Source organism: Bradyrhizobium sp. Cp5.3, from assembly GCF_000426265.1.
GTDB classification, from domain to species: domain Bacteria; phylum Pseudomonadota; class Alphaproteobacteria; order Rhizobiales; family Xanthobacteraceae; genus Bradyrhizobium; species Bradyrhizobium neotropicale.
Genome location: NZ_AUFA01000052.1, coordinates 1 through 13203, shown reverse-complemented (window position 1 = coordinate 13203; position 13203 = coordinate 1). Strand labels below are relative to the sequence as shown.

Here is a 13203-nt window from a genome sequence, read left to right as displayed (position 1 = left end):
CTCCTCCGACCTCAGGCATTGCGCAAGACCTTCTCGAGCTGCGCGACGAGCTTCGCCCTGTGCTCGGCAGGAAGCTTGTCCAGATTGATCTGCTTCCAGCGCACCGCCGGCAGGTCCGCTGCGTCAGGGACGCCTAGCAGGTTCCAATCCGGCTCGCCGCGCTTGAATTCCATGAGGAAGTCCTTGTGAACTTGCGGCATCTTTCCCGCGATTTCGGCGATCAGCGTTTCCCGGGTTTTGAGCAACTCGTCCAGGGTCACTTCATTGGCGGACATGCCCTCAAAGCCGTGCGTGAATTCGTGCTGGATGTCCTTGCGGCGAGGAACCACGACCTCGGAAATCGGCCTGTCATGGCTGATGAGGTAGACGATGAACGCCTTGCGGAGATCGTCCGTGATGCCTTCGTTGGCGAACAGATCGCGGACATCGAACAGGTCGCGCGGATGCTGCCGGTCGAGCGCCGCGACGAGCTTGCCGGCGTATAGATCGGCGAACGAAACGACTTTCATCTGTGCGAAGCCGAACGTTTCTTCGACGCTCGGCGCGACATCGCGCAGCTCCGGCTCGAAGACGCAGCCCCTGATCACCGGTGTGACCTCGATCTTGATCTGCGCGTCGCCTTTCTGGACGGTCAGTTTGGTGACGATCTTTTCACGAGCGTTGACGACTTCCGTCACCCGTGCGCCCGGCAATCCTTTTCTGGTGGCCGCCGCCATGCGTTTCATCGCCGCATCGATCGCGGCAAGAGATTCGGGGCGCGGAGCCACCGGCAGATAGGTCAGGTCGATATCGACCGATAAGCGCGGCATGTCGCGGTAGAAGAGATTGATGGCGGTGCCGCCTTTGAGTGCAAAATCGGGCTCCGCCGCGACGAACGGAATCGTCTCGATCAACAAGGCCACCTGGTGCCGGTATTTTTCAGACAGGGGCATTGAGGTCGTCTGGGATGGTTATGAGGTATTTGGTATCGAGTTTGCCGCCCTTGACGAGCATGCGCTTTCCCGTGCCGAGATTGACTTTCGACTTGTCGATCTGCTTGAGCCAGGCGTGCTGATGTCGCTCCGCGAACCAGAAGAATAGTCGTTTGACCTTGACGCTTTTGCAGTCGTTCAGAAGCATTTGCAGCCGCCGGGGACTCAGGCTCCTCAAGCCTTCCGCCAGTGCATCGACCTGATGGAAGCTTTCGTGGCGGGGCAATTCGTCGAGCAGTTCGAGGAACGCACGTTCGGGCGTCGATACCGTGAGAGGCCATTCGAATGGTCCCGGTATTTCCCGCGTCGTTCCCGACTTTGATCCGGTCAGGCTCCCGTGTGTTGTGAATAGAGTTTGCGTGCGGTGAACGCAGAATTTCTGTTTGAGCGGGAGTTTGCCGAGCCAGCCGGGAGCAGACCGCGTTCCATATAGATGTACGGTCGAAGGACCCGTCTGGCTCAAGTAGTGGCCGAGGCCCTGCGCTTCGATGGCGGTGCGTCCGCCGACGACGAGGTCGGAGCCGAGCAGTCGCTGAAGTGAAACGACGACGCTCTGCCAGGAGAGTTCGCCGAGCGGGCGCTTGAAGGTTCCCCGCGCCGGCTGAACCAGCCAACCGGCCGATACGTATTGGCTGCGGAGACTGGTGGAATATCCATGCCGTTCCATCCACGCAGCATCGACCAGAAGTCCCTGCGGCAGGGTCCTTTCAAGCTTGTTTAGCTTTCCGTTCGTTTGCTCAGTCATACTAAGTAAATTAGCACATCTTCAAACCTTCCCCAAGGTTTAAGTTCTATCGATTTTCCGCAGCCAGACTAAGTAAAATCATCGCAATATAAACCCATCTTCAGGATCAAAAATTGACACCAAGTTCCTGTTTTGTTCTAATTCGGATTACCCTCCTGCAAGGCTGCTCGCGCTGAGGGTAACTCGACGTGTCGGTGGAAAACCCGCCGGCGAAGTCGAAATCGAGAACGCGTATGTGGACATTAAGCTGAGCGATATCGCAATCGCGCACAGATCATGTTGAATCCGGTTGCAGGGATGATGGGGAGTTCATGAGTTTCAAAGCAACCGGCGCTTCGCACGAGACGACCCTGCATTGCCCCAACTGCAATCAGGAGATCCGGCTGACGGAGTCGTTGGCCGCCCCCCTCCTCGCTGAAACCCGTCAGCGCTTTCAACAGCAGCTGGCCAGCAAAGATGCAGAGATGGAGCGTAAGACCGAGGCACTGCGGCTGGAACGCGAGCAGGTCGCTAAGGACCGCGAGCAAATCGAGGACCACGTTGCGAAGCGATTGACCGCCGAACGTGCCCAGCTGGTCGCGGCCGAAAGCAAGAAGGCGCGAGAGGCGACCGCAGCCGAGCTGAAGGCGAAGGAAGCGGAAACCGCGGAGCTGCGAGCCAACCTGCTTACAAACAACGCAAAGCTTGCCGAGGCCCAAAAACAGCAAGCCGAACTGATGCGACAGCAGCGCGCACTCGAAGAGGAAAAGCGCGAACTCGACCTTACAATAGAGAAGCGCGTGCAGGCCTCAATCAACGAAATCCAGATCAAGGCCAGGCAGGAAGCCGACGAGGCTGCGCGCTTACGCGTTGCCGAGAAGGACCAGACCATCGAGTCGATGTCCCGAACGATCGAGGAGCTCAAGCGCAAGGCCGAGCAGGGATCACAGCAATCCCAAGGGGAAGTGCTCGAGCTCGAGCTCGAAGAGCTTCTGCGCGGACGCTTTCCGACAGATTCGATTGAGCCGGTGGGAAAAGGTGAGCTCGGGGCGGACGTAATTCAGCAAGTAAATGGTGCTATCGGCCAATCTGCCGGCATCATCCTCTGGGAAACTAAGCGCACCAAGGCATGGAGTGACGGGTGGCTCGCTAAATTGCGCGACGATCAGCGTCGTTCCGGTGCCGACATCGCGCTGATCATCTCACACGCGCTGCCGAAACATATCGAGCAATTTGACTTGATCGACGGTGTATGGGTGGCTCATCCGCGTTGCGCATTGCCGGTTGCGGTAGCCCTCCGCCAGGGCCTGATCGATGTGAGCAGCTCGCGCCTCGTTCAGCAGGGTCAGCAGAGCAAGATGGAGCAGGTTTACCACTACCTGACCGGCATAAAGTTTCGACAGCGGGTCGAAGCTGTCGTTGAGAAATTCAACGATATGCGCGAGGATCTCGACAAGGAGCGCAAGTTTATGGGCCGGCAATGGGCCAAGCGGGAAACCCAAATCCTGGCCGTCATCGATTCGACCGTGGGCATGGTCGGCGACCTACAGGCAATTGCCGGCAAGGCCATGCCGGATATTCCCAGCCTAGATACTCCGTTATTGGAGAACGCTGTTGAGGTCGAACGGAAGGTTGGGTGATCCATCCCCGACCCTCTTTACACTGCGTCCGCGCGCGAGCCGCTGCCCATAAATCCGTGGCCGGCAGCGCTTTGGTTGCGACGGCTCTTGCGAAAATCAGGAGTAATGCAAGAGCCGCCGCATGATTTACGGTTATGCCAGAGTGAGCACGGGTGGCCCGTCTTTGGCTGGTCAGCTTGATGCGCTTGGCAGACAAACATGCTGCATCTTCTCCGAGAAGATCAGCGGCGCGAAGTCAAACCGGCCTCAGCTCAAGAAGCTGCTGCGCAGCATCAAGGCGGGAGACGTGGTGATCGTGACCCGCCTAGACCGCATGGCGCGATCAACACGCGACCTCCTGAATGTACTCGCGCTCCTGGAGGAGACGAAGGCTGGCTTCCGTTCTCTGTGCGAACTCTGGGCAGACACCACGACGGCCACTGGGCCGACTCATTCTGATCATCCTGGGAGGTGTCGCAGAATTTGAGCGCGAGCTGATCCTGGCCAGCACGACCGAAGGAAGGGCCAGAGCTGTCGCCCAAGGGGTGAGACTGGCCGCCCGAGAAAACTCTCCCGGGCGCAGGCCAGCGAAGCGTTAGCCAAGCTCAAAGCAGGCAATAGGCAGACAGAGGTCGCCAGGACTTTCGGGGTCAGCGCTTCCACGACCTCACGATTACACGTGAAATCGTGTGGACTCGCCGAATGAGGGTCCTTGATTCGTTAACAGCCAATGGTTGAGTAACCGCCCAGTATGCCGCAAGATCCCCGAGGAGGAGATTCGCGCGGTGCCCTACTTTTCAGACAACTATTTGAAACTAACCTTTCCATTAGCAAACGATGAAACGCCCGGTTTCCGGGAAGCTCAACGCGGCGCGCTATTTGCTGTTGGCTCTCATTTCAGCGGCCGCAACGACGCAGCGATCATTACGATGCCTACCGGGACTGGTAAAACCGCCGTTCTGCAGGCGAGTGCTTTCCTGCTGCAAGCCAGTCGCGTCTTGGTCTTAACGCCGAGCCGCCTCGTGCGTGAACAAATTGCCGATGACTTCAGGAAGCTGGGCGTATTGAAGCGTCTTGGTGCCCTTCCCGCTGATTTGCCCGAACCGAACGTCATGGCAACGAGCGGCAGAATCACCGACCCGTTACAATGGGAGGGTCTGAGAGAGCTCGATGTCGTCGTCGCGACGGTGCCAAGCGTCAGCCCGCATATGGAGCAAATCCCAGTCCCGCCCGCTGATTTGTTCGACCTTATCCTGGTCGACGAAGCCCATCACAGTCCAGCTGCCTCGTGGACTGCTACGCTGGACATGTTCAAGGATGCCCGCAGGGTGCTCTTTACGGCCACCCCGTTTCGTCGAGACGACCGCGAGATTCTGGGACGTTTCGCCTACACTTACGATCTCAAGCGTGCCTACCAGGATGGCGTCTTTGGTCACATTCAGTTCCAACTAGTCGATCAAATCCCTCCGGGCGAAAACCGCCAGCAAATGGAGGATATCGCCGTGGCGCAAGCCGCTGAGCGAAAGCTGGCCGCCGATCGAGCCCAGGGCCTGGACCACCTCCTGATGGTCCGCACGGACAGCAAGAAGCGGGCGACCGAGCTGGTCCACCTGTATGAAACCCATACGCAGCTGCGCCTCAAGCTGATCCAAGGTAATCACTCGCTCGGCTACGTTAAGCGGGTGCTGGCGAATCTCGCTGCAAATGAACTGGACGGCATAATTTGCGTAAACATGTTAGGCGAAGGCTTCGATATGCCACGCCTAAAGATTGCGGCGGTGCATAGCCCGCACCGATCCCTTGCAGTGACCCTTCAATTTATTGGACGCTTTGCGAGAACCGCCGGCGAGCGACTGGGCAACGCGACCTTTCTCGCGACGGCCTCGGGGGTGAAGGTCGAAGCCGAAAAGCTGTATTCGGCTGGCGCGGTTTGGTCCGACATCATTCCCAACCTCAGTGCGGCGCGGGTACAGCGTGAAGTCGAAGCACGCGAGTTTGTCGAGACGTTCGGGCACGACGTCGGCACGATACCTGATCTCTCCGATATGTCGCTCTATTCGCTTTCGCCCTATGCTCACGTGAAAATCTACAGGCTGCGCGAGGCATTCGACATCAATGCGGTGCCAAACTTCGGCGTCGACCGGGAGCAAATTTTCGGGCGAGTGAGCGAAGACACAAATTCGAGCGTTTATGTAACCAGGATGCGTTCGCCGGTGCCCTGGTCGACAGACGACTCCCTCATCGATGTGGAGTACGATCTTTTCATTTTTTACTTCGACCCGGACTCGTCCCTTCTGTTCATCTGCGCCTCGTCCCGGGGTGACGGACTCTATCGCCGAATCGTGCGCGACCTGGTCGGATACGATCCCAAGATACTCGGATTGTCGGAGCTCAATCGCGCGCTCAAGGAACTGGAGCAGGCCCGCTTCTACAACGTAGGCATGCGAAACCGTCAACAGTCGAGCCTGACCGAGTCCTACCGCATGTTGACCGGGTCTCATGTGGACGAGGCAATCCGGGCCGAAGACGCTCGCCTCTTCCATCGCGGGCATTGTTTCGGGAGCGCCATCGAAAACGGAAACGAGGTGACCATCGGTCTGAGTAGCGCGTCCAAGATATGGAGCAACACGTCGTTCTCTCTGCCAGAGTTGCTGGGCTGGTGCAAAAATCTCGCGCGCAAGATACTAGACGAGAGAGCCGCGGTCACCGGAAGCAATCTTGATCTTCTTCAGATGGGAGAGATCATCGACGCTGTCCCTGCCCGGGTCCTGTGGGCCGAATGGGACAAGGACATCTATATCGATCCACCACTCGCTAGGTTCGAGACTGACGGTCGGCCGGCCGAAGACTCCCTCACCCAATTCAGCCTAGATGTTGAGCAGTCGGATGCCAGGGGCGCACGGCTTGTCCTGGAGGGCCCTGGCCTTGAGACGCGAATTGAATTCAGGATCGCTGAAAGCCCGCAATTTTCGTATCTGTCTGACGAACAAACGAAGGTGGAGCTCGCCTTCGGCCGTCGCGCAGAAGATATCGTCGATTACCTGAACGACAACCCTCTCAATTTGATGTTGGATGATTGGTCGAGGGTCTGCGGCGATGAGCACTTCCCTACTCCTGCCGACCCCTACAATCCATTCGATCCTCAGCAAATCAGAGCCATCGATTGGCAAGGCGGCGGCGTGGACATAAGGGTGGAGTACGCAGATAACCACGGGCGCGTTCTCGACAGCTCCATCCAACTGTTTCTCGCACGTCAGTTGGACATCAATGAGAACGCCGTCGTGTTTTGGGACCACGGCAGCGGTGAAGCTGCTGATTTCATCGTGTTGCGCCCCTCTGCAGACGACGGGGTGGACGTGACATTGTTTCACTGTAAGGGCGCCGGCGGCGCTCAACCCGGCAATCGCGTTGACGATGTCTACGAAGTCTGCGCACAGGCAGTTAAGTCCATGATCTGGTGCGATCTTCCACGCCTTGTAGACCGATCTCTCGACCGCATGCGTCGAAGGAAGGGGGTCGGCAGACTTGTGCGCGGTGATGAAGCGCTGATGCTTGAGCTGGCAACACGGCGCCCCGTCAGATTTGGAATGGTCGTCGTCCAGCCAGGCATCAGCAGGGGCAACCTGGAGCCCCGACTCGCGGAGGTGTTGGCCGCATCGAGCTATTATCTCGTTCGGGGCGGACACCAGCAACTTGAAGTCTGGGCGAGTGAGTGAGCAGGAGATGCGCTAAAATGTACATTCATCTGACGAGCGACAAAACTGTCGGTGGAACCTCGACAGCTTCTTTTGCGCGAGTGAGGGCGACATAGAAGAGGCGCACCTCGGCAGGATCAGGGCCGCTTGGTTGCTTTCCTGGTTGGCTGCGCAAGAAATCATCCATGAGCCGCACAGTGCTCCACTCGCGGCCTTTCGCCTTGTGAGCGGTCGAGATGGTCAGGTCGCTTCGCTCTTCGTCGACAGTGCGATTAAGAGCCCACATCAATTGACGTTCCCCACGGCTCTCGACCAAGTTCACAAACGACATCAGGTGATCGCCCTCACCGCTCTTGGCGAATTCGACAACCTCCTCCCATTTGTTGAAGCCGAAGAAGTCCGGCACGGTGCTCTGCCTGCCTTCCTTCAGATCCTGCACGCCGCGCAGCATGTCCATCAATTCATCTGTGCCACCGACAAGATGGGGCTTCTTGCCTTCATCCAGGCACTCGATGATTGCCGCGATGGTGGTCGCGTTGGTGCGTGCCAGGATGGTCCGTGGCTCAACGCTCCCGATCCGGCTCTTGACCGCTGCATTTCCTTTGAGCGGTCGCTTTTCGCCGAGAAGAAGTAAGAGCTTCGAGGCCCATTCCGCGATAGCAGGGCCGAAACGGAACGAGGTGGTGAGGTAGGTCTCACCCTGGGTCGCGATCTTTTCCATCGCGTTTACCGCGCCGCGCCACTCGTAGATTTGCTGGTACTTGTCGCCCACATAGATCATTTGGGCTGGCTGCTTCCGCAGCACGTCGAGCACAACCGGGTTAGTGTCCTGCGCCTCGTCAAGAAGAATGAAATCGGCGGCAATCTTGGGATTGCTGAGGGCCCACAGTTTCAGGTAGCCGTCGTGACCAAGCGGCATGGGATCCGACGCGCTGCTCATTCGACTCCACACATGCTTTGCGCCATGGAGGGCGAACTCCGTCACGGCGCGCATCGTGGCTTCGGGCGCGGCGAGCAGTGAACCATGGCGGGGAACGTGAAGTGCCGCCAGTTCGGCATCGGCGCTCTGCATGTAGCGGCGCAACGTATCGAGGATGAGATATCCCTGCGACCGCGGCTGCAGAACGTGCCGGCCGTCGACGCTCCACCGCTTCAGGTTCAGCATTTCGGCGAGCTGATTAGCGTTGACCTTTCCGGTCATCTTCTCGGTGTTGTTTCGATAGGCTGACGGCGTCGCCTTGAAGGCGACGCTGTGGCTCGTCGCACAGTTCACCGTATTGGGAAATTTTTCTTCGGCATCCCGGACAATGCTCCGGTTAAACGCGATGTATTGACCGCGCCTAGATGTGCTGTGCGCCAGGAATTCGAGCGTCGACGTCTTGCCGGTTCCGGCGTAGGCGTTGATTTTCACCGAACCGCCGCGCTGAAACTGATCGATGGCCTGCTGCTGTTCCACTGTCGGCTTACGAGACGGCTTGCCATTCGCGGCGAGACGCGGCCTCGGCACCGGGCCCGCCTTCGCGTTCGGCGATGGTTTCGCGGCGCCCCCTGGCTCGCTCCGGGGCTTCTCGGCAACGCCCAGGAATCTTTCCGCGGCCTGAAGCAGCGAACGGGCCTTCGCGGTCGTGCGGAAGCCGAGTTCGCTGACGACTCTTTCTACTGCCGCTCTGTCGCCGCCGTCCTGGGCGCGTTCAAATTCCTCTTCGAGTTGCGCAATCGACCAACTCGCATATTGGCGCGACACCGAAAAATGCCTCCCTGCAGCCAGCTCTACATATTATCACAACAGCTTGAAGCGATGCTACCATCGGTGGTACTCCCGACTGAACAAGGGGGGCGATGTCCAGCTACACCAGACTGTGCAGGCATTGCGGACGCAGGATCAACCTGCGGCAGATGCAGCACGGCCAGTGGGTGGCTTTCGAGGGGGACCAGCAGCATATTTGCGACGAGCCGGCCCCGCCAAGGGCTCCACCTCCCACAAGGCCCCGGACGCCGCCGCCCGCGTCTCCTACGCCAGCCCCCTTCGAGCCACTCTATCCCACGGTCCCGCAGAGTCCTGCTCCTGACCCGCAGCCGGCGCCCCTACGCCCTGTCTCTCCACCGGCACCGCGCCCTGCGCCAGCACCGCAACAGCCCCGTCCCGCCCCGCCGACACCGGCGCCCGTCGCGCCACGGCCAGCGCCAGCCCCCCAACCCGCGCCGACGCCATATGGAGGTGCGCCGGCGCAGGATGCTCCACGGTATCCAGCGCCGACGAAGCGGCGGGGCATGGTCGAGACGATTCTCGGTGTGATCACCGGCCTGCTAGGCTCGACGCTCGGCCTGTTGATCAGCACCTTCATGCTCTTTTCGCTGCCGCTGAACGTCATCGCATTAATGCATCTTTGGGGATGGTCCTGGTTTGGTGCCCTTGTCGGGGCAATCCTATTTGCCTGCATCCCCGTCATCGGCCAGCTCGGTTTTCTCATCCTCGCGGTGATGGGTGCCTACTATGTGTGGGATGCTAACTTCGATTGGCAGAAGGCGGTGTATCCGCCGACAAAGACTTTCAGCATCTCGGCGCTTTCAGAGACTGAATTGGAGCGTTTCAAAAACGAGGTGGTCCGCTCAGGCTTCGAAAAGGCCTGCAAAGCGGAAGCCCTCAAAGCCACTGGCTTCGACGGAAAATTGCCCGCACGCGCGGCAAGTCAATGCGAGTGCTTCGCGACGAATTTTGCGGCCAAGCTCACACGCGCCGACATGATCGCCTTTGAGAAGGACGGCCGGTATCCCGACGATCTGCAGCAGCGAGTAGGAACCGAAGTGCGCCGCGCCTGCCAGAACTGAGCTGAGCTGAAGTTTACCTTCAACTGACGGATTATCCCAGTTGCACGAGTGCGCCCCGGCGTGGTGCCTTGTCCCGCTTTTACCAAACCTCGTCCGGCGTCCAAAAGAAGCTCTCGATGTGCCGATCGAAAGCCTGCCGGATATGTCGGATGTGGGTTGGACGGTAGCAAACCTGCGTTCTTGCGTGGAGGCGCAGAAATCCAAGGTAGATGGGGACCAGATTGCGTTCCAGCCGGTAGAAGGCGGAAATGGCTTCTCCCTCGTTCGGGCCGTCGCCGTGAACCACAGCATTTCGTACAGAGTATGCGTAGAGAACATCCTCAACGATTTGCACCGCCCGGCCGCAATCGGTCCACCCGCCAGCAAACGCACAGCGCCATGCAAGGCCTTCAGACTTGTCCTCGCGGTGCAACACTGCAAGCGCTTCCAGTGCGGCCACGAGACGGACGAGGCGGATGCGATCATGAAGCTCGCTGAAAGCTTCTGCGATCAGCGTGTTTGCGTACCGAAGTCGTTCGAGGACGGGCGACGACGGATCATCTCCGGACACCATCCACATCGCGAGACTCGCAAGCAATGGGGCGTCGGGGCCAAAGTCATCCTCGAAATGGTCGCCCCAGGTGTCATCAAGGTGGCTTGCCCATGGTCCGCTTGACAGCGTGAACCCCGCCGCACCTCCCTCGCTGAAGAAGACCTTCACCTGGGATGTTTCCCAGATAAAGCCATTTCCTATGCGAACGTCGTCCATATGGTGATAGCCAAACTTGAGCCGAACCAAGTTGAGGACGTATTCGGCGACGTCTCGCGCGGCCTTCCATCGTCATCTCACTCTCATGCCCATCAACACGCACAACGATAAAGTGATCGTATCGCTTTGAGTATTCAGCCCACTCCTTAACGGCCTTCCTTGTAAAGGCGTCGTCATCATCGGCCCGCGCTTAAATAGCGCTGCGATAACGCTCTTCGAACACGGCCCTCGCGAAGATCACGGCAGGGCCGATCCGGAAGCTGGTCTTGGTTGCGGATGGGGCAAAACAGACCGGAATAACGTAGGTGCCATTAGACCGCCGGGCTTTTGTCAATCTGTCCGTGGCTCCGGCTATTACCGCATGTTCTGAGAGCTTGCGGGTCCTCATGGCTTTCGGCAGGTGGGCGAAGTGAGCTTCGATAAGGCAACGGCGAGCCGTATCCGTCGTCACCCTTCGCTGCTCCTTCGCGCGATCGAGCAGAAGCCGAGTTGCCGCCCTTAGGTGATCATTTCCTTTGGCGCTGACCCAATTGTTCGGCTCGTCGATGCTAAGAGAGACGTGGTCTCCCTTGAGCAGATTAAGATACCAATCCTTTGACGCGTCGGCGGGCGCAATTCCCCTCAGCCATTCGCCGAGGTAAGCGTCAACCTCCTCTTCCAATTGCATGATGAACCCTTTTGGTTCGTCTCCGAATCGCCGTTGCCATTCTTGCGACGGCCGACGTCCGGTCACCCGCACTAGAATGAGGAGTGCGAGAGAATGACGTCAGCTAGTGGTTGAGCCGCCGCGTTGCTTAGCGCACACTGCGACGCTGAACGAGATTCGCGGTGTGAACCAAGATGATTGATCCATTAACCGCCTTAGCTTTTTCAGTTTACGAGAACAAAGGCGTCTATTGTCTCCTTCTTGGGTCAGGCATTTCACGCCCTGCTCAGATTCCCACCGGCTGGGAGGTTACGCTCGATCTCGTGCAACGCGTTGCAGCCTTGCAAGGCGTTGCAGACGAGCCGGATTGGGCGGCCTGGCACAAATCAAAGTTCGGCAAAGAACCGAATTATTCCGAGCTGTTGGACCAACTCGCGAGCACGCCAGACGAACGCCGCTCGGTGTTGCACAGCTATATCGAGCCCACCGCTGAGGACATCGAGGCCAGCCGCAAAATCCCTACGCGCGCCCACCAGGCGATCGCCCGGCTGGTCGCCGCGGGCCATGTGCGTGTCATCATCACAACAAACTTCGATCGGCTGACCGAAAATGCCCTCCGCGAGAACGGCGTTGAGCCAACGGTCATCTCCTCCGACGACAGCCTGAAGGGCGCCGTGCCGCTCATTCATAGCCGCTGCTACGTCGTAAAAATTCACGGCGACTACCTGGACACCCGCATTCGGAACACGGACGCTGAACTGGGTGAGTACACTCCGGAACTGAGCACACTATTAGACCGCATTATCGATGAACACGGGCTTATTGTGTGCGGTTGGTCAGGTGACTGGGACCCTGCACTTCGCTCGGCAATCACACGGGCTCCCAATCGTCGCTATCCCATGTTTTGGGCAGCGCGAGGCAAGCTTTCTGCGGTCGCCCAGACGGTGGTAGATCACCGTGCAGGCAAAATCATCACAATTGAAGGCGCTGACACGTTCTTTGAGCGACTTGAGATGCTGGTGTCGGCCCAGACTGACGCTCAGCGCCCAAACCCGCGGAGCGTCGACCTGCTCGTTGCCAGCGCGAAGAAATTTCTGACCCGGTCTGAGTTTCGCATTCAGCTCGATGAGCTGATCGGCGCGGAACTGCGTCGCATCGATAATTTTATCGTGTCGGGTGGCTTTCAGCCGCCCGCAGGCACCTGGCGGGATGAGTTCTTCGTTTCCGCGGTATCGCGCTATGAGGCACAGACTGAAATACTTGCCCGCATTTTTGGTGTGTTGGGCCGATATGGAAAGGGCGATGAATTCCGCGACGCGGTGGATGTCATCACTAGGCTTGGGCATCGCGAGCCTGGAAGTGGCTTTAGCGTCCTGATCAATCTCAGGACATACCCGGCGGTGCTGCTGTTTTACGCGTACGGAATCGCGTTGCTCAAGTCTCAGCGGTTTGCCGATCTGTTCAGGCTATTTTCGACAACAGTCGATATTGGGCGCGACTATGCGCCAACGGTGGTCTCTCATCTTCTTCTGACCGGATGGGAGGGGGCAGAACACGATCCCTGGAACCTGATGCACGGAAAACAACAGCGCAGGACAGCGCTGAGCGACTATCTCCATGGCGTATTTGAGAAGTGGACGGCCGATTACCTGGAGCTATCGCTGAAACTTGGTGACGGCGGGAATCGGGAAGGCGGCATATCGTGGGGGTGCTTGACGCCTCCACTTCTCCACCGAAGGAGCGATATGCCGTGTCCAAAGATAACATCATCAAGCTGATTCAGCCAGGAAACGTCGACGATCAACTCACCGAAATCTTGCGCAATGGGGCGCGTGCTCTGTTGGCCCAGGCGGTCGAGGCCGAGGTCGCGGACTTTCTCGGCAAGCATGCCGATTTGAAGACTGCGGACGGCCACCAGCGCGTCGTGCGCCACGGTCACCTGCCGGAACGCGAGGTGATGACCGGTATCGG

11 protein-coding genes and 2 pseudogenes are annotated in these 13203 nt (G+C 58.6%); 8 read left to right on the top strand and 5 right to left on the bottom strand.

The window, feature by feature from the left end:
- Positions 1–11: 11 nt before the first annotated feature.
- Together K289_RS0136270 and K289_RS0136265 are read right to left on the bottom strand one after the other, a co-directional pair.
- Positions 12–932, bottom strand: coding sequence for a nucleotidyl transferase AbiEii/AbiGii toxin family protein (locus K289_RS0136270; RefSeq protein WP_027555912.1), 921 nt, complete (start codon positions 930–932; stop codon positions 12–14).
- Positions 919–1716: a type IV toxin-antitoxin system AbiEi family antitoxin gene (locus K289_RS0136265; RefSeq protein WP_027555911.1), complete on the bottom strand. Its 798-nt coding sequence runs from the start codon at positions 1714–1716 to the stop codon at positions 919–921. The genes K289_RS0136270 and K289_RS0136265 overlap by 14 nt, the downstream gene beginning before the upstream one ends.
- Before the next feature lie 311 nt (positions 1717–2027).
- On the opposite strand from K289_RS0136265, the gene K289_RS0136260 reads away from it, so the two are divergent.
- The 5 genes and pseudogenes from K289_RS0136260 (at position 2028) to K289_RS0136250 (ending at position 7030) form a co-directional block, all read left to right on the top strand.
- Entirely contained in the window at positions 2028–3335 is a 1308-nt protein-coding gene (locus K289_RS0136260) for a DUF2130 domain-containing protein (RefSeq protein ID WP_051311180.1), read from the top strand.
- Between the two features lie 121 nt (positions 3336–3456).
- Positions 3457–3801, top strand: a complete 345-nt coding sequence (locus K289_RS52580) for a recombinase family protein (RefSeq protein WP_245284095.1) — start codon at positions 3457–3459, stop codon at positions 3799–3801.
- The gene (locus K289_RS52575) at positions 3707–3913 is read left to right on the top strand and encodes a recombinase family protein (RefSeq protein ID WP_245284097.1); all 207 of its coding nucleotides are present in this window, start codon (positions 3707–3709) and stop codon (positions 3911–3913) included. Before K289_RS52580 ends, K289_RS52575 begins: the two co-directional genes overlap by 95 nt.
- Positions 3880–4020: pseudogene (locus tag K289_RS53200) on the top strand (hypothetical protein); the annotation flags it as partial. The gene K289_RS52575 and the pseudogene K289_RS53200, both read left to right, overlap by 34 nt.
- Positions 4021–4099: 79 nt before the next feature.
- A complete protein-coding gene (locus tag K289_RS0136250; RefSeq protein ID WP_198024837.1) occupies positions 4100–7030 on the top strand; it encodes a DEAD/DEAH box helicase in 2931 nt (976 codons plus the stop codon).
- A gap of 25 nt (positions 7031–7055) precedes the next feature.
- On the opposite strand, the gene K289_RS0136245 is transcribed toward K289_RS0136250, so the two are convergent.
- The gene (locus K289_RS0136245; RefSeq protein ID WP_051311178.1) at positions 7056–8753 is read right to left on the bottom strand and encodes a UvrD-helicase domain-containing protein; all 1698 of its coding nucleotides are present in this window, start codon (positions 8751–8753) and stop codon (positions 7056–7058) included.
- A gap of 527 nt (positions 8754–9280) precedes the next feature.
- Between K289_RS0136245 and K289_RS0136235 the strand changes: the two genes are divergently transcribed.
- On the top strand, positions 9281–9838 hold the full coding sequence (locus tag K289_RS0136235; protein ID WP_027555906.1) for a hypothetical protein: 558 nt from the start codon (positions 9281–9283) through the stop codon (positions 9836–9838).
- A 79-nt stretch (positions 9839–9917) separates the two neighbouring features.
- Here K289_RS0136235 and K289_RS0136230 read toward each other — a convergent pair whose 3' ends face one another.
- Positions 9918–10586, bottom strand: coding sequence for a hypothetical protein (locus K289_RS0136230; RefSeq protein ID WP_027555905.1), 669 nt, complete (start codon positions 10584–10586; stop codon positions 9918–9920).
- A 190-nt stretch (positions 10587–10776) separates the two neighbouring features.
- Positions 10777–11253, bottom strand: a complete 477-nt coding sequence (locus tag K289_RS0136225) for a hypothetical protein (protein WP_027555904.1) — start codon at positions 11251–11253, stop codon at positions 10777–10779.
- A gap of 173 nt (positions 11254–11426) precedes the next feature.
- Between K289_RS0136225 and K289_RS46400 the strand changes: the two genes are divergently transcribed.
- Both K289_RS46400 and K289_RS0136215 read left to right on the top strand, forming a co-directional pair.
- On the top strand, positions 11427–13010 hold the full coding sequence (locus tag K289_RS46400; RefSeq protein ID WP_051311176.1) for an SIR2 family protein: 1584 nt from the start codon (positions 11427–11429) through the stop codon (positions 13008–13010).
- Positions 12935–13203: pseudogene (locus tag K289_RS0136215) on the top strand (IS256 family transposase); the annotation flags it as partial. The gene K289_RS46400 and the pseudogene K289_RS0136215, both read left to right, overlap by 76 nt.